Source organism: Dactylosporangium sp. CA-139114 (genome assembly GCF_050955725.1).
Classification (GTDB): Bacteria; Actinomycetota; Actinomycetes; order Mycobacteriales; family Micromonosporaceae; genus Dactylosporangium.
In genome coordinates this window covers 4,373,714-4,396,917 of record NZ_CP192080.1, presented here as the reverse complement: position 1 = coordinate 4,396,917, position 23,204 = coordinate 4,373,714, and the positions used below count along the sequence as shown (strand labels likewise).

At 73.3% G+C, this 23,204-nt stretch carries 16 protein-coding genes and 1 pseudogene; 6 read left to right on the top strand and 11 right to left on the bottom strand.

Annotated features, from left to right (window positions below):
- Window positions 1-54 precede the first annotated feature (54 nt).
- A pseudogene (locus ACQP2P_RS19975) lies at window positions 55-1,108 on the bottom strand (IS701 family transposase).
- Between the two features lie 210 nt (window positions 1,109-1,318).
- Here ACQP2P_RS19975 and ACQP2P_RS19970 point away from each other — a divergent pair.
- Window positions 1,319-2,410 (top strand): IS630 family transposase, encoded by a 1,092-nt coding sequence (locus ACQP2P_RS19970; RefSeq protein ID WP_433618082.1) that lies wholly within the window; start codon window positions 1,319-1,321, stop codon window positions 2,408-2,410.
- On the opposite strand, the gene ACQP2P_RS19965 is transcribed toward ACQP2P_RS19970, so the two are convergent.
- Window positions 2,407-4,599, bottom strand: a complete 2,193-nt coding sequence (locus tag ACQP2P_RS19965) for an FUSC family protein (RefSeq protein ID WP_433618080.1) — start codon at window positions 4,597-4,599, stop codon at window positions 2,407-2,409. The two genes, ACQP2P_RS19970 and ACQP2P_RS19965, sit on opposite strands and share 4 nt — an antisense overlap.
- Before the next feature lie 246 nt (window positions 4,600-4,845).
- Between ACQP2P_RS19965 and ACQP2P_RS19960 the strand changes: the two genes are divergently transcribed.
- Window positions 4,846-6,009, top strand: a complete 1,164-nt coding sequence (locus tag ACQP2P_RS19960; protein WP_433618078.1) for a site-2 protease family protein — start codon at window positions 4,846-4,848, stop codon at window positions 6,007-6,009.
- A 63-nt stretch (window positions 6,010-6,072) separates the two neighbouring features.
- Here ACQP2P_RS19960 and ACQP2P_RS19955 read toward each other — a convergent pair whose 3' ends face one another.
- From ACQP2P_RS19955 to ACQP2P_RS19945, 3 genes are read right to left on the bottom strand one after another with little or no spacing between them, the layout of a single operon-like run.
- Entirely contained in the window at window positions 6,073-7,146 is a 1,074-nt protein-coding gene (locus ACQP2P_RS19955) for an ABC transporter permease (RefSeq protein WP_433618076.1), read from the bottom strand.
- On the bottom strand, window positions 7,143-8,036 hold the full coding sequence (locus ACQP2P_RS19950; protein WP_433618074.1) for an ABC transporter ATP-binding protein: 894 nt from the start codon (window positions 8,034-8,036) through the stop codon (window positions 7,143-7,145). Before ACQP2P_RS19950 ends, ACQP2P_RS19955 begins: the two co-directional genes overlap by 4 nt.
- A gap of 48 nt (window positions 8,037-8,084) precedes the next feature.
- The gene (locus ACQP2P_RS19945) at window positions 8,085-8,765 is read right to left on the bottom strand and encodes a response regulator (RefSeq protein WP_433618072.1); all 681 of its coding nucleotides are present in this window, start codon (window positions 8,763-8,765) and stop codon (window positions 8,085-8,087) included.
- 28 nt (window positions 8,766-8,793) lie between these two features.
- Between ACQP2P_RS19945 and ACQP2P_RS19940 the strand changes: the two genes are divergently transcribed.
- Window positions 8,794-10,404: an amidohydrolase gene (locus ACQP2P_RS19940; protein WP_433618070.1), complete on the top strand. Its 1,611-nt coding sequence runs from the start codon at window positions 8,794-8,796 to the stop codon at window positions 10,402-10,404.
- Window positions 10,405-10,469: 65 nt separating this feature from the next.
- On the opposite strand, the gene ACQP2P_RS19935 is transcribed toward ACQP2P_RS19940, so the two are convergent.
- The 3 genes from ACQP2P_RS19935 to ACQP2P_RS19925 are packed head-to-tail and all read right to left on the bottom strand — an operon-like array spanning window position 10,470 to window position 13,572.
- Window positions 10,470-10,796, bottom strand: a complete 327-nt coding sequence (locus ACQP2P_RS19935) for a Rieske (2Fe-2S) protein (protein WP_433618068.1) — start codon at window positions 10,794-10,796, stop codon at window positions 10,470-10,472.
- Window positions 10,793-13,225 (bottom strand): nitrite reductase large subunit NirB, encoded by a 2,433-nt coding sequence (gene nirB / locus ACQP2P_RS19930; RefSeq protein ID WP_433618066.1) that lies wholly within the window; start codon window positions 13,223-13,225, stop codon window positions 10,793-10,795. The genes ACQP2P_RS19935 and nirB overlap by 4 nt, the downstream gene beginning before the upstream one ends.
- Window positions 13,222-13,572: a molybdopterin oxidoreductase gene (locus ACQP2P_RS19925; protein ID WP_433618064.1), complete on the bottom strand. Its 351-nt coding sequence runs from the start codon at window positions 13,570-13,572 to the stop codon at window positions 13,222-13,224. Before ACQP2P_RS19925 ends, nirB begins: the two co-directional genes overlap by 4 nt.
- A gap of 111 nt (window positions 13,573-13,683) precedes the next feature.
- Between ACQP2P_RS19925 and asnB the strand changes: the two genes are divergently transcribed.
- Both asnB and ACQP2P_RS19915 read left to right on the top strand, forming a co-directional pair.
- Window positions 13,684-15,465, top strand: coding sequence for an asparagine synthase (glutamine-hydrolyzing) (gene asnB / locus ACQP2P_RS19920; protein ID WP_433618063.1), 1,782 nt, complete (start codon window positions 13,684-13,686; stop codon window positions 15,463-15,465).
- Window positions 15,466-15,643: 178 nt separating this feature from the next.
- Window positions 15,644-20,581 carry an NB-ARC domain-containing protein gene (locus ACQP2P_RS19915; RefSeq protein WP_433618061.1) on the top strand — a complete coding sequence of 1,646 codons (4,938 nt, stop codon included), beginning with the start codon at window positions 15,644-15,646 and terminating at the stop codon, window positions 20,579-20,581.
- Window positions 20,582-20,587: 6 nt separating this feature from the next.
- On the opposite strand, the gene ACQP2P_RS19910 is transcribed toward ACQP2P_RS19915, so the two are convergent.
- Window positions 20,588-21,355: a hypothetical protein gene (locus ACQP2P_RS19910; RefSeq protein WP_433618059.1), complete on the bottom strand. Its 768-nt coding sequence runs from the start codon at window positions 21,353-21,355 to the stop codon at window positions 20,588-20,590.
- A gap of 329 nt (window positions 21,356-21,684) precedes the next feature.
- On the opposite strand from ACQP2P_RS19910, the gene ACQP2P_RS19905 reads away from it, so the two are divergent.
- Window positions 21,685-22,341 carry a flavodoxin family protein gene (locus ACQP2P_RS19905; RefSeq protein ID WP_433618058.1) on the top strand — a complete coding sequence of 219 codons (657 nt, stop codon included), beginning with the start codon at window positions 21,685-21,687 and terminating at the stop codon, window positions 22,339-22,341.
- Here ACQP2P_RS19905 and ACQP2P_RS19900 read toward each other — a convergent pair.
- Window positions 22,284-22,820 carry a hypothetical protein gene (locus ACQP2P_RS19900; protein ID WP_433618056.1) on the bottom strand — a complete coding sequence of 179 codons (537 nt, stop codon included), beginning with the start codon at window positions 22,818-22,820 and terminating at the stop codon, window positions 22,284-22,286. The genes ACQP2P_RS19905 and ACQP2P_RS19900 overlap by 58 nt on opposite strands.
- Entirely contained in the window at window positions 22,810-23,202 is a 393-nt protein-coding gene (locus tag ACQP2P_RS19895; RefSeq protein WP_433618054.1) for a carboxymuconolactone decarboxylase family protein, read from the bottom strand. Before ACQP2P_RS19895 ends, ACQP2P_RS19900 begins: the two co-directional genes overlap by 11 nt.
- Window positions 23,203-23,204: the final 2 nt, after the last annotated feature.

The following is a 23,204-nucleotide window of genomic DNA, read 5'->3' as shown; positions in this document are numbered from 1 at the left end:
TTCCAGGTATGGATCCGCGTCTTCCCTTGCGCGTCCTAGTACTCCAACGTCACTTCAGCCGTCGCGTGTGAGTCTGCACTGGTAGTGCGATCGGCGGGCGCGTGCTTGGACGGTTCGGCGCCAGAGTGACCAGCGGAGGACGTGGCTGGGGTCGGCGGGCTGGTTGCCGGTCAGGGCGTTGAGGAGCCGGCGGGTCTCGGCGATGGTGATCGCGATGACCGGGCTGTTCAGGTCGGGTTCGGTGGTGGGTGCAGGGGCCATGGTGGTGAGCAGCGCGATGGCGCGCATGGCGAGGGTGATGAACCGGTGCCAGGAGGTCCAGGTCTGCACCGGGTAGTGGTCCAGACCGATCTCGTTCTTGCCGGTCTAGAAGAGTTCTTCGATGCTTCATCGGCTGCCCGCAACACGGACCAGGGTGTGCAGCGGCACGGGCCTGGGTGCCCAGCACAGGTAGTAGGCGACTTCTTCTGTGTGCGGGTTGCGGCGGATGAGCAGCCATCGGTGTTCGCCGGGGTGGGTGGCGGTAGTGATCCAGGCCCACTGGTAGGTCCGTGGTCCTTTCGCGCCTTGCCCGCAGCTGGAGGTCTGCCAGGCGCCGGTGGGGATCCGGTCGGCGAGGGTGTCGGCGCGGATGATGGTACGGCCGTGGTTGATCCGGACCCGCCGGTCACAGCCGATCGCGAGGACGTAGCCGATGCCGCGGGTCTCGAGTTCGGTGCGTAGGCCGGGGTCGGCGCCGTAGACCTCGTCGGCGGTGACCCAGCCGGCCGGCACGCCGGCGTCGAGCGCGGTGGTGAGCATCTGCCGGGCGAGGACCGATTTGGTGGCGAAGGTGGTGTCGTCGGGCACGCCTGCACCGGCGCGCCGGTCGGGCTGTTCACACCAGGTGGTCTCGGGCGGAGGTAGTCGCGGGTGTCGTCACGGACCGCGTCGGCGTCCCAGGCCGCGGTGCGCAGCAGCCGCTGCATCGGCTGCGGGTCGGGCAACCCGGCCCGTTCCGCCAGAGACCAGCAGGTTTTGCGTTCCACGGTCGAGCAGGCCCTTCGACGAATGCCGCCGCGGTCCGGCGGGGCTCGATGCGGGCGAACCGGCCGGCGACCCGGGCCATGCCCGTGTCGAGCAACGCTCGCCACCGTTCAGGGTCTACGCTGTGGCACGCGGCCACCGCGGGAATTTCGGTTGTCTTCACAAACCATCGATGATCACCGCGGTGGCCTCCTTCATGCTCACGCCACGCCGCCACCGGCGGTGAAGTGACGTTAGAGTACTAGTGTGCCGCGCCACAAGTTCGCCTTATAAATAGGTGTAGGGTGATGGGATGCCGAGGACCGGGCGTCCCACCCCGCCGCTGGTGTTGTCCGACGAGGAGCGCGCGACGTTGGTCCGCTGGTCGCGGCGGGCGAAGTCGGCGCAGGTCCTGGCGATGCGGGCGAAGATCATTCTGGCGTGCGCCGAGGGCACGTCGAACACTGATGTGGCCACGGCTTTGGGTGTGCATCTGTCCACTGTGGGCAAGTGGCGGCGGCGGTTCCTGGCCGAGCGTCTGGACGGGCTGATCGACGAGCAGCGGCCGGGCCGGCCGCCGTCGATCAGCCTGGACCGGGTGGAAGAGGTGGTGGTGGCCACCCTGGAACAGACGCCGCGCAACGCTACCCACTGGTCGCGCACGTCGATGGCGCAGCGGTCGGGGCTGTCGAAGTCCACGATCGGACGGATCTGGCGGGACTTCGGGCTGAAACCGCACCGGGCGGACACGTTCAAACTGTCGACCGACCCGCTGTTCATCGAGAAGGTCGTTGACGTGGTCGGGCTCTATCACAACCCACCGGAACGGGCGGTGGTGCTCTGCGTTGACGAGAAGTCCCAGATCCAAGCGTTGGACCGTTCGCAGCCGGTGCTGCCGATGATGCCGGGCATGCCCGAGCGGCGTACCCACGACTACGCCCGTAACGGGATCACCAGCCTGTTCGCCGCGTTCAACGTGGCTGACGGCACTGTGATCAGCCAGCTGCACCGCCAGCACCGTGCCGCCGAGTTCCAGAAGTTCCTGGTCGCGATCGACAAGACCGTGCCGGCGGAACTGGATGTGCATCTGATCTGCGACAACTACGGCACCCATAAGACCCCGGCCATCCGGGCCTGGCTGGCCCGGCACCCCCGCTTCCACATGCACTTCACCCCGACCGGCTCGTCCTGGATCAACCAGGTCGAACGCTGGTTCGGGTTCCTCAGCGAGCAGAAGATCCGCCGCGGCGTCCACAAGAGCGTCCAAGCCCTGGAAGCGGACATCCGGGCGTGGATCGCTGACTGGAACAGCAACCCACGCCCGTTCATCTGGACCAAGACCGCCGAGGAGATCCTGGAGTCACTCGCCCGATTTTGTAGGCGAATTTCTGACGCAGAACACTAGGAGCGGAAGTCCTGCATCGTCACCTTGTCCGAGCCGACCTGGTCCAGGGCGGTGACGGCCAGGCCGAGCTGGTCGGCGATCACCGCGAGCGACCCGTCGATCAGCTGCAGGTCGCGCAGGGCCAGCAGCGGCGGCGCGGTGTCGGGCAGGGGCAGGGCCGCGGCGAGGGCGGCGAAGCGCGACGCCGAACGGACGTAGGGGCCCGGCGCGTCCCGCCGCAGCCCGGCGATGAGCGCGTCGATCGAGCCCCGCAGCGTGTCCGCCGCGAGCCGCAGGGCCTCCGGCGGCAAGGGGGCGGGCGTGGCGTCGGCCAGGAGGTTGCGGGCGTAGTTGCGCGAGGCCGACAGGCTGTTGGCGAACAGGATGCGTGCCGACGGGACCGGCAGCAGCGGCACGCCGAGCGCCGCCAGGGTCGCCGTCAGCGCCTGGTAGGCGGCGTCCAGGCGGCGCACCTCGGCCCGCAGGCCGGAGCCGGTGCCGAGCAGCTGCGCCACCGCGGCGTCGACCACGGCGGACAGCGCGGTCAGGTACTCGCGCGTCGCGACCCGCACGACCCGGCCGGTGCGCAGGGGCATGACGGCGAGCACGGTGAGCAGCGCCGCCGCGGCACCGATGGCCGTCTCGCCGAGGCGCAGCAGGAGCAGGTCGTCGGAGTACTCCCCCAGCTCGACGTAGAGCTGGGAGACCGCGATCGTCACGGCCATGACGAACCACGCGTAGCTGGAGCGCATCAGGTAGAGGCCGAGGAACAGCGCCGCCAGGATGACCGCCAGGGCGGCGTAGACGTGCGGGCCGATCGCGTGCGCCAGCAGGGCGCCGACGAGGACGCCCGCCACGGTGCCGATCACGCGTAACGAGCCCTTGCGCAGCTGCTCGCCGGCGTTGTGCGCGCCCATGAACGTGACGAAGGCGGCGATGACGGCCCAGTACCACCGCCGATGGTCGACCGCGTAGCCCGCGACGAGCGCGGCGGTCGCGGCCACGGCCATCTGCACGGCGACCCGCACGTTCGGGGGGATGCCGGAGCGGCCGAGACGCCGGACGACCTGGGGCTCCTCGGAGGCGGTCTGGCTGACCCCGGCCGAGCCCGGCAGGAAGCCGCCCGCGAGCTCGGCGGCGGCGGTGAAGAGCACGTCGGGCTCGTCGGAGGGGAGCGCGCGCAGGCCGTACAGCGCCTCCGCCACGACGCGCAGACAGCCGCCGAACCGGTGCGCGACGATGCGTGCCGGCCCCTCGGGCAGCTCCTGCAGCACGGCGCGGCCGGCGGCGTCGGCGCGGTCCGCGTCGAGCTCGCCGACGGCCGCGAGCCCCTCCCGCACCAGGTCCCGCAGCGCGGGCGGCAGGTCGGCGTCGGCGAGGGTGACGGCGAAGCGGGCCAGGTTGGTGACGGCGAGCTCGAGGTCGAACAGGCGCTGGTGCACGATGCCCGGGCTGGTCCCGGCCGGCAGCGCGCCGGGGCGCTCGAGGTAGGCGTCGGCCATGAGCGCGGCCTCGTTGAACGCGAGGGTGCGCCGGCGCAGGCGCCGGACGAGCCGGGCCCGGCGGCGAACCGTGGGGCGCAGCCGGGGGGCGGGTGTCAGGGACTCGGTGAGCGCGAGCGCGGCGGCGGCGACCGCGCGGGAGCGGGCGCCGAACGAGCGGCGCAGCCGGGCCAGGGTGCGGTCGTTGCTGATGCGGAACAGCGTGAGCTGGAGCGCGACGGTGACGGCGACGGCGATGAGGACCTCGAGGGTCACCCAGCCGAGGGACCGCGGCGTGATCACGCCGTGCAGGAAGAGCCCGAAGAAGGTGCCGATGAACGCGAAGTTGCCGCCGAAGAAGCCGCGGGGGCCGAACCGCCGCAGGTAGGCGCCGCCGGTGAGCACGACGATCACGGCGACGAAGCCCCAGGGCTGGTACGGCGCCAGGGCCACGCCGAGCGCGAGGCCGCCGATCGCCGGGATCGGGATGAGCGCGAGGTTCAGCGCCTGCTGCCGCGGGGTGTCGAACATCGGGGCGGCGAACACGTCGCAGAGCGCGACGACCGCGCCGAGCATGAGCGCGACGACGGGCACCGGATCGTGCCGGGCCCGCACCAGCAGCCACTCGGCGCTCATGGCGGCGGTCATGGTGACGACGACCTGGGCCGCGAGGCGCACTCGGATTCCGCCCGGATCGTACGCCCTCAGGCGATCGATGAGCGGGTTCACCACCCGAACCTACCATCGCCGGATCTTCACCGACGGCATTGATGAGGCCGGCCTGACCTCGTGGATGAGGCGTTCTCGGCGGTCGTGCGGGCCGGCCGCCACGACGCACCCGGGCGCCTGCCGGAACGGGTTGGGGCCGTCCGCAAAGCTGGCTGACCGCCCGGCGGCCGTCGGGCGGAAAGAGTCGCCCGGCGGGTTCGAGGACGCCGGGCAGTGGGTAGCGCCCGGCGGAGGGCGGTGGTGGCAATGGGGCAGACCGCGCGTCTGGGCCGGATCGCCGGCATCCCGGTCGGCGTGCACTGGTCCGTCTTCGTGATCCTGCTCCTGCTCGTGCAGGGGCTGGCGGTGGTGATCCTGCCGGGCGGCGCGCCGGGGCACGCGGCGGCCGTGTACTGGGCCGTGGCCGTGCTCGTGGCGGTGGTGTTCCTGAGCGCCCTGCTGGCCCATGAGCTCGGCCACTCGCTCGTGGCCCGGCACTACGGGGTGCGGGTCCGCACCATCACCCTATGGCTGCTCGGTGGCGTCTCCCAGCTGGACGGCGAGGCCCCGCACGCCCGCGCCGACCTGCTGATCGCGCTCGCCGGGCCGGCCGTGAGCCTGGTCGGGGCCGGGGTGTTCGCCGCCGCCGCGGCGGTCGTGCGCGCCCTGGGCGGCGGCGCGCTGGCGGTGACCGGGCTGGTGTGGCTGGCCGTCGTCAACGTCCTGCTCGGGGCGTTCAACCTGCTGCCCGGCGCGCCGCTGGACGGTGGCCGGGTCCTGGCCGCCGTCCTGTGGTGGGTCCGGGGCGACCGGGCGTCCGCCCGCCGCGCCGCGGCCCGGGCGGGGATGGTGCTCGGCGGCCTGCTGATCGCCGCGGGCTTCCTCCAGGTGCTGCTGACCGCCAACTTCCGCGGGCTGTGGCCGGTGCTGCTGGGCTGGTTCCTCGTCCTGGCCGCCCGGGCGGAGGCCGTCGACGCGGTCGTGCGCACCACCCTCGCCAGGGTTCGGGTCGGTGACGTGATGACGACCCCGGCCGTGTGCGGCTACACGAGCCAGTCCGTCGCCGACTTCGTCGCCACGGTGGCCCGCCGCCACCCGCACCGCACCTTCCCGGTCCTGGACCTCGACGGCCACGTGGCCGGCCTGGTCAGCCTCACCCGGCTGGGCAAGGTGCCCAGCGCCGAGCGGGAACGGGTGCGGCTGGCCGACGTGTCGGCGCCGGTCGACCCCGCTCGCCTGCTGAACCCGGCCACGACGCTGCTCGACGCCGCCGCGGCGCTGCCGGCCGGCGGGCACCGGCTGGCCCCCGTCGTGACCGAGGGCCGGCTGGCCGGGATCGTGACCCAAGGCGACGTCGCCCGCGCCACCGAGCTGGCCGAGCTGGGCATCGCGCCGCACCGCGACGGCCCCGGAGAGCAAGATCGTCCGTAGGGCATCCTGAGCCGTCCCCGGCCGCGGGCCGCCGGTCGCGGCCCGCGGACCCCGCGGACATGGTCAGATGCCGCGCAGCTCGCGGTCGCGCCACGCGGCCGACCAGGAGGTGCGGCCGTTGGTGCGCAGCACCGAGCCCTCGTAGATGCGCGCCCCCAGCAGCAGCGCCCCGGCCGCCGCCGCGGCGAGGAGCACCAGCGCCACGAAGGGTTCCCAGGTGGCCGCCGAGCCGTCGAAGAGGCGCAGCGGCATCGCGGTGGGGGCGGAGAACGGGACGTACGACAGGATGTGCATCGCCGTCGGGTTGTCGCCGAGGAAGATGACCGCGAAGAACGGCAGCATCACCAGCAGCTGGACGGGCATGCCGGCGTTCGACACGTCCTCGAGCCGGTTCACGAGCGCGCCGACGGCGGCCCAGAGCGCGGCCAGCATGATGAAGCCGAGCACGAAGAACGGGATGAACCAGCTCATCGCCGGGGCGAGCAGCGGCAGCAGGTTGCCGGCGTCGTCGGAGAACTGGGAGCCGACGATGCTCACGACCGCGATCAGGGCGACCTGGGCCAGGGCCAGGATGCCGCCGGCCGCGACCTTGCCGATCAGCAGGGCCCGGACCGGCACCGCCGCGACCAGGATCTCCACCATCCGGGTCTGCTTCTCCTCGACCACGCTCTGCGCGATCTGGATGCCGAAGGTCAGCGAGGTGAAGAAGAACACCAGGGCGAACATGAACGGGACCAGGAACTTGGCGAGCTCGTCAACCGCGTCAGGATCCAGCAGGTGCACCTCGGGAGCCACCGACAGCGAGCGCACGACATCGCCGGGCGCGTCCCGCATCGCGACGACCTGAGGCTTGCCGCCCTGGTCCACGACCGCGGCGTCGGCGTCGCCGTCCCGCACGACCTTCTCGGGATCGGCGACGACCTTGACCTCGAGGCCCGCGTCGCGCAGCTTCTGCTCGTACGGCGAGGCCTGCGCCACCGCGACCGACGACGGCCCGCTCGCGAGCACGGCCGGCAGCACCGACGAGCCGAGCGCGAACAGCAGGAAGAACACGGTGCTGAACAGGAACGTCTTGTCGCGCAGCTTCACCTTGAGCTCGCGCCCGGCGACGATCCGGACCGCCTCCAGCAGGTTCATCGGGTCACCTCTCGGAAGATCTCGGCGAGCGAGGGTACGACGGGTCCGAACGCGCGCACGGGACCGCGGCTGAGCGCGGCCCGCAGGACGGCCTGGTCGTCCGCGGCCTCGGCGAGGTCGAACACGGCCCGGTCGCCGTCGAGGTCGACGACGGTGACCCCGGCCTGGTCGCGCAGCCAGCCCGTGTCGCCGTCGACGCGCAGCTCGTAGCGGGGCTCGGCGAACTGCGTGCGCAGCTGCTCGCGGGTGCCGGTGGCCCGGATGCGCCCGCCGGCGATGATGACCAGGTCGTCGCAGAGCCGTTCGACGACGTCGAGCTGGTGGCTGGAGAACAGGACCGGCACACCGGCCGCGGTCCGTTCCCGCAGCACCCCGACGACGGTGTCGACCGCGTGCGGGTCGAGGCCGGAGAACGGCTCGTCGAGCACGAGCAGCACCGGCTCGTGCACGAGGGCGGCGGCGATCTGGGCGCGCTGCTGGTTGCCCAGCGACAGCTGCTGCAGCGGGTCGTCGGCGCGCTCACCGAGGCCGAGGCGGTCGAGCAGGTCGGCGGCGGTGCGCCTCACCCGCTCCAGCGACAGGCCGTGCAGCCGGCCGAGGTAGATGAGCTGCTCGCGGACGCTCATCTTCGGGTACAGCCCGCGCTCCTCCGGCATGTAGCCGATCTGCCGCCGCAGCTGCGTGCTCAGCGGCGCGCCCTGCCACGTGACCGAGCCGGAGTCGGCGGCGAGGACGCCGAGAATGATGCGCATCGTCGTGGTCTTCCCGGCGCCGTTGGCCCCGACGAACCCGGTCATGCGACCGGCCCCGACGTCGAACGTGACGTCCGAGAGCACCTGCCGGTCGCCGAAGCGCCGGTTGACCCCCTCCACCCGCAGTGCGTCGCTCATGACCATCACGGTAGGCGCCGCGCGGCCCCGGCGAGTCCGGCCGGCGAACTACCCCCGGGGTCCGCCGCGCGACGGACCCGGCGTCACCACGCCGTGCTCGTAGGCGAAGACGACCGCGGCGGTGCGGTCCCGCAGCCCCAGTTTCGTCAGGATCCGGCTCACGTGCGTCTTCACGGTGGCCTCGCCCAGGAGCAGGCGCGCGGCGATCTCGGCGTTCGTGGCGCCTCCGGCCAGCTCGACCAGCACCTCGCGCTCGCGCGGCGTCAGTTCCTCCAGCCGCGCGCCGGCGCCGGCCGCCGACCGCCGGCCGGGGCGCGCGAACGCCGCGATGACCCGCCGCGTCAGCTCCGGCGCGAGCAGCGCGTCCCCGCGCGCGACGATCCGCACCGCGTCGATGAGCGCCTCGGGCGTGCCGTTCTTGAGCAGGAACCCGCTGGCCCCGGCCTCGAGCGCGGCGAAGAGATAGTCGTCACGGTCGAACGTGGTGAGCATGAGCACCGCCGGCGCCGGCCCGGCCGCGGTGATCTCCCGGGTCGCGGCGAGCCCGTCGACGCCGGGCATCTCGACGTCCATGAGCAGCACGTCGGCGGGGGTGCTGCGGGCCAGCTCGACGGCCTGCCGCCCGTCGGCCGCCTCGCCGACCACGCTCAGGTCGTCCTCCGTCTCGAGGATGACCCGAAACCCCGTGCGGACGAGCTGGTGGTCGTCGGCGAGCAGCACCCGAATCATGCCCGCGACCTTAGTATCCTCTCGCCTCATGGATGCGATGGTGTTCACGGGCGGGCCGATCTGGACCGGCGACGGGTCGCGGCCGCAGGCGCTGGCCACGGCCGGTGACCGCATCATCGCCGTCGGCGATCTTGCGGACGTGCGCGCGGCGGTGCCGGGCGCGCACGAACTCGTCGACCTCGCGGGCCGCCTGCTCATCCCCGGCCTGCACGACGCCCACGTGCACCCGGTGCAGGGCGCCCTCGAGCGGCTGCGCTGTGACCTGTCACACCTGCACGACCGGGCGGGCTACCTGGACGCCGTGGCCGCGTACGCCGCGTCGCACCCCGGCCGCGCCTGGATCACCGGCGGCGGCTGGTCGATGTCCGCCTTCCCGGGCGGGCTGCCGGTCCGCGAGGACCTCGACGCCGTCGTGGGCGACCGCCCCGTGTTCCTGCCCAACCGCGACCACCACTCGGCGTGGGTCAACTCGGCCGCCCTGCGCGCGGCGGGCATCGACGCGTCCACCCCGGACCCGCGCAACGGCCGGATCGAGCGCTCGGCCGACGGCTCCCCGTCCGGCGTGCTGCACGAGGCCGCGATGGACCTCGTGACCCCGCTGCTGCCGCCGGACACCGCGGCCGACTACGACCACGCGCTCATGGAGGCGCAGCGGTACCTCTTCTCGCTGGGCGTCACCGGCTGGCAGGACGCGATCGTGGGCTCGTACGCGGGCTCCCGCGACCAGTTCGGCACCTACGTGTCCGCGGCCGAGTCGGGCCGGCTGCGCGCTCGGGTCGCCGGCGCGCTGTGGTGGGACCGCGACCGCGGCCTCGACCAGCTCGAGGACTTCCGCGCCCGGCGCCGCCTCGAGGGCCGGTTCGTCACCCGCACCGTGAAGATCATGCAGGACGGCGTGGCCGAGAACTTCACCGCCGCGATGCTCGAACCCTATGTCGGCAAGGATTTCTGCGGCACCTCCAACGTGCACCCGGACCTCCTCTCGTCCTATGTGGACGCGCTGGACGCCGCGGGGTTCGCGGTGCACTTCCACGCCATCGGCGACCGGGCCGTCCGCGAGTGCCTCGACGCCGTGGCGGCCAGCGGCAACACCCAGCGCCACCACATCGCCCACCTGCACGTGGTGGACCCGGCGGACGTGCCCCGCTTCGCGGCGCTGGACGTGACCGCGAACATCCAGTCCCTGTGGGCCACGCACCACGAGCAGAACGACACCCTGTGCGTGCCGTTCTTCGGCCCGCAGCGGGTCGCGCACCAGTACCCGTTCGGGGCCATCGCGCGGGCGGGCGGCCGGTTGGCGGCGGGCAGCGACTGGCCCGTGACCACGCCCGACCCGTGGCCGGCGATGCACGTGGCGGTGCACCGGACGGAACCCCCGGGCTCGGCGGAGTCCGCGTGGCCGATGGCCCGCACGCCGATGCTGCCGGAGCAGGCCCTGACGCTGGAGCAGGCGCTGCGGGCCTACACCGCCGGCTCGGCGTACGTGAGCCATCTGGACGCGCGGATCGGCACCCTGGAGCCGGGCAAGGCGGCGGACCTGGTCGTGCTGGACCGCGACCCGTTCGCGCCGGGCACCACCCTGCACGACACCCGGGCCGACCTCGTCTTCGTGGACGGCTCACCGGTCCACGAACGCTGAGGCGTCCGATCCTGTCCGGCCGTGCCCGGGATCGCGGGCGGCGCCGGGCGGCTCCCCTCGCTCCGCTACCGTCCGCCGGCGGCGGGCATGTCGACGACCACCCGCCCCTGCGCGTCGACGGTCGCTGGGTAGACGGTCAGGCTCGGCTGGCCCGTCGTCGAGCACCCCGTCGCCAGGTCGAACGCGTGCTGGTGCAGGGGGCACACCACCTGCCGCAGGTCCGTCAGGCCGTCGGCCAGCGGGCCGCCCCGGTGCGGGCAGATCGCGGACACGGCCCGCACCGAGCCGTCGCGCAGGTGGAAGACCGCGACCAGCTCGCCGTCCACGTCGTAGGCGCGGCCCTCGCCCGGCGGGATCGACGTCAGCGGGCCGAGCACCGTGCGCACGATCACGGCCGCCTCACCGACTCGAACTGGCCGGGCGTGGCCGTCGCGTGGCGTTCGAGCCACGGGTCGCGGTAGGCCGCGACCGAGTCGGCGATGGCGGCGTCGAGGCGCTCGGCCCAGCCGAAGGCGTCGTCGACGATCGCGAGGCGGAGGTGGTCGATGCCGAGCCGCGGGACCCACGCGTAGGTGCGCTCCAGCCAGTTCGCGCTCTCCCGGTAGTACTGGATGAAGCGCCCGGTCAAGGTGAGCACCTCGGCCGGGGTGGACACCGTGGCGAGCAGGTCGCCCTTGCGCACGTGCGCGCCGGCCGCGCCGCCGACGTAGATCTCCCAGCGGCCGCCCTCGATGGCGACCACGCCGAGGTCCTTGACGTAGGCCTCGGCGCAGTTGCGCGGGCAGCCGGTCACCGCGAGCTTCAGCTTGCCCGGGCCCTCGATGCCCTGGTACCGCTCCTCGATCGCGATGCCCAGGGCCGTGGAGTCGCCGAGGCCGAAGCGGCAGAACTCGGCGCCGACACAGGTCTTCACGGTGCGGAAGGATTTGCCGTACGCCCACCCCGACGGCATCCCGAGGTCCTCCCACACCGCCGGGAGGTCCTCCTTGCGCACCCCCAGCAGGTCGATGCGCTGCCCGCCGGTGAGCTTGACCATCGGCACCTCGTAGCGCTCCGCGACCTCGGCGATGCTCCGCAGCTGGGCGGGGGTGGTGACGCCGCCCTTGAGCTGCGGCACCACCGAGAAGGTGCCGTCGCGCTGGATGTTGGCGTGCACGCGGTCGTTGATGAACCGCGCGTCGCGCTCGTCGACGTAGTCCGCGCCCCACATCATGCGCAGCAGCGAGGCGAGCCCCATCTTGCTCTTCGCGTCCTCGGCCCCGCCGGGCGCGAGCGCCGCGAACACGGCCGACACCGACCGCAGCCCGTGCGCACGGATCGCCGCCATCAGCGATGCCTTGTCCATCGGTACGCCCGGCACGTACCACGACGCCGAAGGGTCCTCCTGCACCGCGCCGCCCGCGGCCCACTCGACGATCTGGGCCACCAGCGTCTTGCACGAGCCGCAGCCCTTGCCGGCGCGGGTGGCCTCCATCGCGGCGCCGAGCGACCGGGCGCCCGAGGAGACGGCGTCGCCCAGCGCGCGCTTGGTGACCCCGTTGCAGTTGCACACCTGCAGGTCGTCGGGGAGCCCGGCCGCGTCGTCCGGGGCCGAGCCGAGGTCGAACAGCAGCTCGGCGCGCTCGGGAGGCAGGGGCAGGCCCTCGTGGTACGCCCGCGTCAGGGAGGCCGCCTTGCGCACGTCGCCGACGAGGGTCGCCCCCACGAGCCGGCCGTCGCGGATCACGACGCTGCGGTAGACGCCGCGGCGCGGCTCGGCGAACACCACCGTCTCGTCGTCGTCGCGCTCGCCCTCGCGCAGGCCCATCGAGGCCACGTCGACGCCGGCCACCTTGAGCCTGGTGGCGGTGCGGGTGCCGTGGTACTCGGCGGCCGGGTCGGCCCCGGTGATCTGGTCGGCGAGGACGCGGGCCTGCTCCCACAGCGGCGCCACGAGGCCGTAGGTCTCGCCGCGGTGCTGGACGCACTCGCCGACGGCGTAGATGTCGGGCTCGTCGAGGGCCCGCATCCGGTCGTCGACGACGATCCCGCGCTCGACCACGAGCCCGCTCGCGGCGGCGAGGTCCGCGTTGGGGCGGATGCCGGCCGCGACCACCACCACGTCGCAGGGGATGTCCCGCCCGTCGCGCAGCCGGACGCCGGTCACCGCGTCGCGGCCGAGGATCTCGGTGGTGCGGGCGCCGGTGACGACCTCGATGCCGAGCGCCTCGACGCTGCGGCGCAGGATCGCCCCGCCCTGCGCGTCGAGCTGGGCGTGCATGAGGTGGCCGCCGGAGTGCACGAGCGTCACGTGCGGCAGGTGCGCCTGCAGGCCGCGGGCCGCCTCGAGGCCGAGCAGCCCGCCGCCGATGACGACCGCGCGCTCGTGCTGCCGCGCGTAGCGGATCATGGCGCGGGTGTCGTCCAGCGTGCGGAACGCGAAGACGCCCTGGTGGTAGCCGCGGCTCGGGTGCCGGATGCCGGGGATCGCGGGCATGTGGGCGCTGCTGCCGGTGGCGATGACCAGCTTGTCGTACGCCCGCTCGGTCCCGTCCTCGGCGAGCACCACGCGGGCGAAGCGGTCGATGCGGGTCACGCGGACGCCGGTGCGCAGCTCGATGCCGTGCTCCTGGTACCACTCCAGGTCGTTGAGGAAGATCCCGGCCTCGTCCTCGGCGCCGCTGAGCACGTTGGACAGCAGGATGCGGTTGTAGTTGCCGTAGGGCTCCGCACCGAACATCGTGATGTCGAACAGCTGCGCGCCGCCGCGCCGGAGGATCTCCTCGACGGTGCGCGCCCCGGCCATCCCGTTGCCGACGACCACCAGCCGCTGTTTGCTCATGACACCTCCACCAGCCCCAGGTCCACGACGACGGTCGCGCGGACCCCGGCGGGCGCGGCGGCGTGCAGCTCGATGCCGCAGCCGGGCTCGAGGTCCTCCACGACCCGCAGGGCCACGTGGGTGTCCGCCTTCGCGCCGACCGGGAAGTACCGCATCGGGTGCCCGTCGCGCATGAGCACCAGGCACACGAGCTCGGCGGCGGCGTTGCCGGCGCGCAGGTACACGGGCTGCGTGACGGCCCCGTCCGGCACCACGTAGGTCAGCGCCGGGTCGAGCGGCGACGGCGCGTCCAGTCCCTTGCCCTCGAAGGTGTAGACGCCTTGCAGGAAGCGAGGAGTGCTGCGCATGCCGCCCATGCTCGCCACCCGGTGTTGCCGGCCCGTCGCCCGCTGGTTACCGCACCCTGCCCGGTCTGCTCACAACGGCGGATACGCCTCCGAGAGGGCCGCGGATGTGCTGTGCTGAGGGAGTGCGGAATCGTTGGGTGGGTCGCCTTCGACCATGACGTTCGCGCACACCGGCCGACGCTGCGCGCCATGACGGCCACCATGGCGCTGCGCGGGCCGGACGGCGAAGGGGTGTGGCTCGGGCGGCACGCCGGGCTCGGGCACCGGCGGCTGTCGGTGCTCGACCCCGGAACCGGGGCGCAGCCGATGCTGGCCGTGCGCGACGGGCGGGTGCTGGCGGCGGTCACGTACAGCGGGTTCGTGCACAGCCTCGCCGGCCCGCGCACCGACACCGAGGAGGTCCTGCGCGCCTACCTGCGCTGGGGCGAGGACTTCGCCGGGCACCTCGAGGGCATGTTCGCGCTCGCGGTGTGGGACGAGCGGCGCGAGTGCCTGCTGCTGGTCCGCGACCGGCTCGGGGTCAAGCCGCTGTACTACCAGCCCGTCCCCGGCGGGGTGCTGTTCGCGTCGGAGCCCAAGGGCATCGCCGCGCACCCGCTGGGCCGGCTGCGGGTCGGGCTCGACGGGCTGCGCGAGCTGCTCGCGGGCGTGCGCACGCCCGGGCACGCGGTGTACGCCGACCTGCGCGAGGTCCGCCCCGGCGAGCTCGTGCGGGTCGACCGCGACGGGGTGTGCGCGCGGCGGTACTGGCGCCTGGGCGCGGCCGGGCACACCGACGGGCCCGAGTCCACCGTGGACACCGTGCGGGGGCTGGTGGAGCAGGCGGTACACGCGAATCTGCACACGGCCGTCCCGCTGTGCGCGCTGCTGTCCGGCGGCCTCGACTCCACCGTCGTCGCCGGTCTGGCCGCGCGGGAGCTCCAACGCGCCGGGGCGGACCCGCTGCGCACGGTCGCCGTCGAGGTGCCCGGCTCCGCCGACGGCCCGCCCGCACGCGCGGCCGCCGCCGCGCTCGGCACCCGCCACGAGACGGTGCTCCTGGACGCCGCGGCCATCGCCGACCCGCTCCCCCGGGCCGAGGCGCTCGCCGCCCTGGAGTTCCCGACCGGCCTCGGAGACTTCCACACGTCCCTGTACCTAATGTTCCGCGACATCGCCGAACACTCGACCGTGGCCCTGTCCGGCGAGGGCGCGGACGAGCTGTTCGGCGGCTACCCGTGGTGCCACGACGAGCGGGCGCGCGACGCCGGCACGTTCCCCTGGCTCGTCCCGCCCTACCTGGTCCGCGCCGACCCCGACGGGCCACCCACGGACGTGCTCGATCCCGGCCTGAGCGCCGGGCTGGACCTCGTCGAGTACCGCGACGCCGCCTACCGCGACGCACTGTCCGAAGTGGACCACCTGGACGACGAGCCGGCGCAGGACCGGCGCATGCGGGAGGTGCGGCACCTCCAGCTGACCCGGCTCCTGCCGATCCTGCTGGACCGCACCGACCGGATGAGCGCCGCGTGCGGGGTCGAGGTACGCGTGCCGTTCTGCGACCACCGGCTGGTCGACTACGTGCACAACGTCCCGTGGTCGCTGCACACCGCCGACGGCCGCGAGAAGAGCCTCCTGCGCGCGGCCCTGCCCCGGTTCGCGCCCCGGCGCCGCAAGAGCCCCTACCCGACGGTGTCGGACCCGGCGTACGAGCTCGCGCTGCGGGCCCAGCTCATGCACGTGCTCGAGGACTCGGCCGGCCCGGTGCTGCCGCTGCTCGACCGTGCGCGCGCCTGGCACCTGGTCGTGGCGCCCATCGCCCCGCCCGGCCACGACGCGGGCCGGCGGGCCCTGGAGCTCGTCCTGGGCCTCGACCTCTGGCTGCGCCGCCTTCCCGTGACCCTCGCCCTCTGAGCGCCGCTCGTCCCCGGCCGGACCCGGTCCGGCGGCACGGCATCCGATGCGGAATCGATGATTTTCGGTGGAATCGGCCCCGTCCCATCGGCCGATCCCAGGGGTCCGTTCGCGCGCTGTGCCCGCAAAGTCGCGTGCGGTATCACTGAGGAGTGGCGACTAGGGCGGGAGGTCCTTGGTGACGCCGACGGGACCGGAGTGGTCGATCGCCCGCGTGCTGGGCAAGAACGGCCCGGTGGGGCTGGCGTTTCCGGTCGACGACGTCCATCTCGTCACCTGTGCCCACGTGATCAACGCGGTGCTGAGCCGCCCGGCCCGGGAGTCCGGGAGGCCGGACTCCGCCGACGTGGTCGTCACGTTCCCGTTCGCCGACGACGACGGCGCCCCGGCGCAGCGCATCGCCGAGGTCGTCGGCTGGCTGCCGGGCGGCGGCACCTTCGACCTCTTCGACCTCGCGCTGATCGAGGTCGTCGGGGGCCTGCCGGCCGGGGTCGCCCCGCTGCCCCTCGCCGCGGCCAGCGCCGCGGGGCCCGTGCGCATGTGGGGACCCACGCCCGGGCGCGCGAACGAGGGGCACGTCGGCGGGCAGATCATGGGCAGCACCGACCGGAGCCGCCTGCAGGTCGACCAGCCGACGGCCGGCACGTTCCGGGTCCGCCGCGGCTTCAGCGGCGGCCCCGCGTGGGACCCGGGGACCGGGCAGGTGCTCGGCGTCGTGCAGGCGGCCGGGGCCGAGGACACCGCCAACGACGTCTACATGATCAGCGTCGATGTCCTGCGCGGCCTCCTGGAGCACTCCCTGGACCGGCCGGTCGCGTCCGGCCCGGCGGCCGCCGCCCCGTACATGGTCCGCCCGCGCAGCGGGCACGTGGTCGAGCGCATCGAGCTGCTCAACAGCGTGATCGACCTGCTGGAGCAGCAGGGTCCCGGCACCGTCGGGCTGACCACCGCGCTGCAGGGCGCGGGCGGCTTCGGCAAGACGACGACGGCCGAGGAGGTGTGCCGGTCGCCGGCCGCGCAGCGGATGTTCCCGGGCGGCATCCTGTGGATCACCATCGGCGAGAGCGCCACCGGGGTCGAGCTCTCCGCGAAGATCAATGACCTCAGCGAGGCGCTGAGCGGCGTCCGGCCGGCGCTCACGGATCCGGAGCAGGCCGGCTTCCGGCTCGGGCAGCTGCTGGCCGACGAGCGCCGGCTCCTGGTGATCGACGACGTCTGGCAGGCCACCCAGCTCACGCCGTTCATGTTCGGCGGGCCCAACTGCTCGCGGCTCGTCACGACGAGGATCCACGCGGTCCTGCCGGACAACGCGCGCACCATCGTGGTCGACGCGATGCGCAACGCCGAGGCCCGGGAGATGCTGCAGGCCGGCGTCGGCAGCATCCCGCACCTGCTCCTCGACGACCTGCTCGCCGTGACCGGCCAGTGGCCCGTGCTGATGGGCCTGGTCAACGCCACCATCAGGAGCCTGATCCGCGGCGGCCGGTCCCCGGCCGAGGCGGCCGACGTGACCGCCCGGCGCATCCGCGACCGCGGCCCGACCTCGCTCGACCTCACGAACCCGCGCCGCCGGGCCGAGGCGGTCGCCGCGACGCTCGAGGTCAGCCTGTCCGGCCTGTCGGCGGAGTACCTGGATCGCTACCTCGAGCTGGCGGTCTTCCCCGAGGACGTCGACATCACCCGGGCCACGCTCGTGACGTTCTGGAAGGCGACCGGCGGGCTGGCCGACTTCGACGTCGACCTCGTCTCGGCCCGGCTCGTCGACCTCTCCCTGGCGCTGCCCGGCCGCGAGGACCGCTCCGCGCTGCGGCTGCACGACGTGATCCGGACCTATCTGCGCCAGCGCGCCGGTGCGCGGCTCACGCACATGAACCGGTTGCTGCTGGAGGGCGCCTGGCGCGAGATGCCGGCCGATCCGGTCTCGGGCGAGACCGGCTGGTGGCTGATTCCGGCCGCCAACCGCTACCTGTGGGACCAGCTCATCTACCACATGCGTGAGGCCGGGCTGCCGCAGCTCGCCGTCTCGGTGCTGTGCGACCTGCGATACGTGATGGCCAAGCTCGAGCACCGGGGCCCCGTGGCGCTCGAGTCGGACCTCACCGACTCCGGCGACCGGACCGTGGAGACCATGCGCCTGTGCGTGAGCCGCAACACGCACCTGCTCGTCGACGTCGAGCCGCGCAGCGCCCTCGTGTCGACGCTGCTGAGCCGGATGGCCGTGTACTCCGATCTGCGCTCGTTCGTCGCGGCCTACCAGGAGGACCGGGTCGAGCCGCTGACGCTGCCGAGCTGGCCGCTGCCGGACGAGCCCCATCCCGCGCTCGCGCGCACGATCCAGATCCAGGCCGACGTCGTCTCGCGGTGCTTCGCGGACCCGAGCCTGGCGTGGTTCGGGGTGCTCGCCTCGGACTCCGTCGTGCGGCTCTTCGACATGTCCACCGGCCAGCTCATCCATGCCCTCGTCGGGCACGACGCCGCCGTGCTCGACGTGGCGGTGAGCTTCGACGGCGCGCTGCTGGTGACGGCGAGCGCCGACGGCTCGGCGAAGCTCTGGTCGACGCGGACCGGCGAGGCCCTGTGGACGGCCACGCAGCACGGCGTCGTGCCGTGCTGCGCCATCGCGCCCAACGGGCGCTGGTGCGTGACCGGCACCGACGCCGGCGACGTCGTCATCCGCGACGCCGGCACCGGAGTGCCGCTGCAGCGGCTGAGCGCCTCGTTCCGGCGCATCACGAGCGTCGCCATCGCCCCGGACATGAGCTGGCTCGTCACGGCGGCGGACTCGCGGGCGCGCATCTGGGACGTCGCGACCGGCGAGTGCCTGGCGACGCTGACCGACCACGAGGACGAGGTGTACCTCGCCGTCGTCTCCTCCGACGGGCGCTGGGTGGCCACGGCCTGCGCGGACGGCCGGGTCCGGCTGTGGGACGCGCAGACCTGGGAGCTGCGGCACGTCTTCAACGTGTTCCCGGCGACCTCCCGGTTCAGCGCGACGGTGGGGCGGCGCGGCGCGACGCTGGCGATCGCCAACGACTGCTCGTGGCTGCTGACCGGATCGTCGGAGGGGACGGTCAGCATGTGGGACCTGACCGGCGGCACCGGCAAGGAGATCGCGACGCACCACGTCAGCACCATCAACACCTGCGCGATCAGCCCCGACGACACCTGGTTCCTCACCGCCGACGCCAACGGCCTGATCCAGATCACCGACGTGGAGACCGGTCACGCCGAGGAGCTGCTGCGCGGGCATCGCGCCGCGGTGAGCAGCTGCGTGATCACGACCGACGGCGGCTCGGTGATCAGCGTCGGCGAGGACCGCTCGGCGCGCGTGTGGAAGGTCAAGTCGAGCCGCTCCCACGTCGTGCTCGCCGGGCACACCCGCGGCGTGCTCAGCTGCGGGTTCTCGCCCTCGGGCACGACGCTGGTGTCGTCGGACAGCAGGGGCTCCGTCGCCGTGTGGGACCTGGGCACCATGCAACGGACCAGGACGCTCACCAACGCCGGGGAACGCGCCTCCTGCTGCCGCGTCTCCCCGTCCGGCGCGCTCATCGTCGCCGCGTTCGACAGCGGGGCCGTGCGGGTGTGGTCCGCCGACACCGCGGAGCCGGTGCTGCAGCTGAACGTCAAGCATCACGGCGCCGTCACCTGCGCGGTGTCGGCGGACGACACGCTGCTCGCGGTCGGCTGCGCCGACGGGGTCACGCTCGTCTACAACCTTCCCGGCGCCCGGCTCCGCCACACGCTGAAGGGCCACGACGCCATCGTCAACGACTGCGTGTTCTCCCCCGACGCCGCCCTGCTGGTGACGGCCTCGAGCGACGGGACGGCCCGGATCTGGAACGTCGAGCGCGGCAAGCGGATGCACGTCCTGAGCCACCACCAGGGCTGGGTGAGCTCGTGCGCGATCTCGGCCACCGGGCGGTGGCTGTTCACCGCCGGCGCCGACCACAAGGTCCGCTGCTACGACCTGAAGACGGGCGAGTACCAGCGCACGTACTCGGGGCCGATCGGCCGGATCAACGCGTGTGACGTCAGCGTCGACCTGCGGCTGTGCGCGGTCGGCGACGACGGCCGGATGGTCCTGTGGAACGCGCGGACCGGCGTCATCGAGCGGGCCCTGGAGGCGCACAGCGTCGCGGCGTACTCGTGCCGGTTCAGCCCCGACGGGCTGCGGGTGGCGACCGCGAGCCAGGACCACACGGTCCGGATCTGGGATGTCAGCAACGTGGGCGCGGGCGAGCACTCGCTCGGTCACGTGGGCACCATCCGCGACTGCGCCAGCGGGCCGGACGGCGCGTGGATCGTCACGGCCGGCTCGGACCGGACGCTGCGGATGTGGAACACCGAGACCGCCGAGCAGCTGATCAACCGTGAGTCCGGGCCGAGTGCCCTGCACTCGTGCGCGGTGTCGGCGGACGGCTCGATCGTGCTCAGCGGCGGCGAGGACCGCACGGCGCGGCTGTGGCAGGCGCGCGGGCTGCGCCTCGCCGCCGGGCTGGCCGGCCACAGCAGCCGCGTCACGGCGACGGCGGTGAGCGCCGACGGCCGGTTCGCGGCCACCGGGAGCGCCGATCACACGACCATCCTCTGGCGCGTCTCGGACCGCTCACAGGTGCGCCGCCTGTTCGGGCACCGGGGCCCGATCAACGCGTGCGCCTTCACCGCCAGCGGCCGCTGGATCGCCACCGTCAGCGGGGACCGCACCGCGCGCATCTGGGACCCGCGGACGGGCGAGGAGCGCCACGTGCTCACCGGGCACGGGGCCTCCGTGCTCGACTGCGCCGTCAGCCCCGGCGGAACCCTGCTGCTGACCAGCAGCGCCGACGGCACGGTGCTGGTCTGGGAGACGACGACGTTCACGCCCCTGGTCCAGCTGGTCGGCCACCTCGGCCCGGTCACGGGCTGCGACATCAGCGTGGACGGCCGCTGGGCGCTGACGTGCAGCGCCGACAGCACCATCCGCATCTGGGACGTGCTCACCGGCGAGTGCGTGAGCGGGCTGCGGGTCGAGCAGCCGCTGAGCGCCTGCTGCTGGCTCGACACGCAGCCGCACCCGCAGGTGTGCGCGGTGGGCGGAGCCGACCTCTACGTCTGCCGGTTCCGCCCCGCGGGGTGAGCGCGGTCAGCAGCCCGGCAGGGTCCCGGCGCAGCGCTTGGCCGCGGCCGGGGCCAGGTTTCCGGCCAGGCCCGAGGAGTCGGTGCCGATGCTGGTGTCGTTGAGCCAGATCACGTAGTCGCCGCGGCGGGCGGCCACGATGTCGGCGGTCACCGAGATGCCGATGTCCGTGCTGCCGGTCATGCGCAGGCCCACCGACTCCTCGCCCAGGCCGGCCGGGGGCTGGGTCGCCGACAGCGAGAACTTCACGGTGATGCCGGCGAGCTGCTGCTCGAAGCTCTTGCAGCCCTCGACCGTGCTCGCCAGCGCCTTGATGGCGTCGGTGGCCCGGCCGGCCGGGAAGCGGACGACGGCGTGGGTGAGGTACGGCCCCATCGCGCCCCGCGCGTAGGTCACCGCGGCCGACACGGTCTCGTCGGTCGTCATCGGCTCCAGGGCGGGGCAGCCGGGGAAGCTGCCGCCGCCGATGCTCACCTTGCCGTTGTGGCTGCTCGCCACGGCCACGGGGGTGAAGCCGCCGCCGGGGATGTCGGCGTCGGTGAGCAGGGCCGCGCGCAGGTCGTCGGCCGCGTTCGAGGTGCCGGCCGAGGCGCCGGGCGATGCGCCGGTGCCCGGGGCGCTGGGCGCCACCATCACGGGCGCGACCGAGGATGCCGCGGCCAGGCGGGCCAGGCCGGTCAGGCGCACCGCCGTCTCCGCGTTCGCGTGCTCGGAACAGCCGGTCAGGGCCAGGGCGCCGAGGAGCAGCAGCGCCGCCCCCTTCGTGCGATTCACCGCTCGTCTCCCTCCGATCGGGCCTGTCACGCCCGACCTTACGGAACTGACGAATGCGATGTGTCCGAAATTTCGGATTTACGCGCACTATGCGGGAATCCGAAGCCGTGCGACCGCACCGGCCGGGGACCGCGAAGCCGAGCCGCTCGTGGACCCCGGATCCCTCGCGCGACGCTCGCGGCCGGCCGCGCCGCGGCGACGCCCCCACCGGATCGCCGAGGACTGCGAGTGCACGGTGTTCGGCACCGCGCCGCGGCAGCCGAGGCGTATCGGTGGCGCTCGATTGCCGGTAGGTTGAGGCGCACCGAGCGGACCGGGAGGCTCTTCGCATGAAGATCGTGGCGTTGTCCTGCACGCAGAAGCGCCTCCCGTCGCTGACCGACGCGCTGCTCGAGGCGGCGATCACCGGCGTCGCCCGGGAGGTCGGCGACGCGGAGATCCAGCGGATTCGGCTCATCGACCACCGCATCGCGATGTGCGAGGGCGAGGACACCTGCCTCGATCCCGAGGTGGGCCGGTGCACGCTCGACGACGACTTCGAGCACGTGGTCGGCCTGGCCGAGGGCGCGCAGGCGATGCTGCTCGCCATGCCGGTGTACGCGGGAAACGTCCCCGCGGTGCTGAAGATCTTCCAGGAGCGCCTGAAGAGCTTCATGAACGCCGCGCAGCGCCCGTTCGGCAACCTGCTGGTGGCAACGATCGTGCATTCGCGCACCATGCTGACCGAGCCCGCGCTGGGATCGCTGTTCCCGTGGTACCTGCGCCTGCGGAACAGGAACGTCGCGTCGGCGTGCTTCACCCAGCACGAGCACCAGGACCTGACCCGCACCGCGGCGCTCGACATGTGCGTGGCCGTCGGCCGGCAGCTCGGCATGACGCTCGACGGCAGCCGGTCGCCGGCCGCCGGCCGCACGGCGCTGCCGCTGGTTCAGTCGCCGGCCCGTCCGAGATGCGGCGACCCGGCCCCGTCCGCTCCCGGGTCGTGAGGGGACTCCGCGCGCCAGGTGCACCCGTCGCCCGCCTGCTCGCACGACACCGTGACCTCCGGCTCCACGTAGCGGGCGGCGATGGCGGTGTTGAGCTGCTGGCAGTACGGGCACGGCGAGGAGAACGTCAGCACGACGCCGGCGCGGGCCGCCCGTTTGCGGTACCGGAGGATCCCGCAGTCGGCGTTGCGCAGCACGGCGCCCGAGGGCTGCGGCTCGCTGGTCACGGCCGAGTCGTACAGCAGCAGCTGATGCCGCAGCCGGGCCATGAAGTGATCCGTGGCGGACACCCCGGCGGGCCGTTGCGCCCGCAGCAGCTCCGCGGTGATGCGGGAGTTCGCCTGGATCCACGCGGCCAGGCCCTCCTCGCCGTGCTCGCCCAGGATGAACTCCTCCGCGGCCGCCTGGGCCTCGAAGAACCGCTGACGCCACAGGTCGACCTTGTCGGCCGGGTCGAGGGGCGACGGCTCACCGGTCATGGCCCCCATCCCTCCCGGTGGCGCTGTCGAGCTCGGCGAAGACCTCCTGGGCGACGCGCAGCCCGTTGTTGGCGACCGGCCAGCCACCGTAGTAGGCGAGCTGGATGATGACCTCGACGATCTTCTCCCGCGACATGCCCAGGTGCAGGGCGGCGCCGATGTGGCCGCGCAGCTCCCAGTCGGTCCGCGCCAGCGTGACCGCGCTCAGCGCGACCAGTTCGCGCTCCTCGACGCTCAGGTGCGGGCGGGTCCAGATCTCGCCGAAGAGGTGGTCGACGGTGATCCCCAGGAACTCCGGGTAGGAGCCCGGGCGCGGTTCGCGGCCGAAGACCCGCTGGAACATGGCCTCCCCCCGCTCGTGCCGGGCAGACGGCTCCGTCATCG

Bases quoted from the DNA above. Each gene is read 5' to 3' on its own strand.
- ACQP2P_RS19970 (WP_433618082.1), top strand. From the start codon at position 1,319: ATGCCGAGGACCGGGCGTCCCACCCCGCCGCTGGTGTTGTCCGACGAG.
- ACQP2P_RS19960 (WP_433618078.1), top strand. From the start codon at position 4,846: ATGGGGCAGACCGCGCGTCTGGGCCGGATCGCCGGCATCCCGGTCGGC.
- ACQP2P_RS19955 (WP_433618076.1), bottom strand. From the start codon at position 7,146: ATGAACCTGCTGGAGGCGGTCCGGATCGTCGCCGGGCGCGAGCTCAAG.
- ACQP2P_RS19950 (WP_433618074.1), bottom strand. From the start codon at position 8,036: ATGAGCGACGCACTGCGGGTGGAGGGGGTCAACCGGCGCTTCGGCGAC.
- ACQP2P_RS19945 (WP_433618072.1), bottom strand. From the start codon at position 8,765: ATGATTCGGGTGCTGCTCGCCGACGACCACCAGCTCGTCCGCACGGGG.
- ACQP2P_RS19940 (WP_433618070.1), top strand. From the start codon at position 8,794: ATGGATGCGATGGTGTTCACGGGCGGGCCGATCTGGACCGGCGACGGG.
- nirB (WP_433618066.1), bottom strand. From the start codon at position 13,225: ATGAGCAAACAGCGGCTGGTGGTCGTCGGCAACGGGATGGCCGGGGCG.
- ACQP2P_RS19925 (WP_433618064.1), bottom strand. From the start codon at position 13,572: ATGCGCAGCACTCCTCGCTTCCTGCAAGGCGTCTACACCTTCGAGGGC.
- ACQP2P_RS19905 (WP_433618058.1), top strand. From the start codon at position 21,685: ATGAAGATCGTGGCGTTGTCCTGCACGCAGAAGCGCCTCCCGTCGCTG.
- ACQP2P_RS19900 (WP_433618056.1), bottom strand. From the start codon at position 22,820: ATGACCGGTGAGCCGTCGCCCCTCGACCCGGCCGACAAGGTCGACCTG.
- ACQP2P_RS19895 (WP_433618054.1), bottom strand. From the start codon at position 23,202: ATGACGGAGCCGTCTGCCCGGCACGAGCGGGGGGAGGCCATGTTCCAG.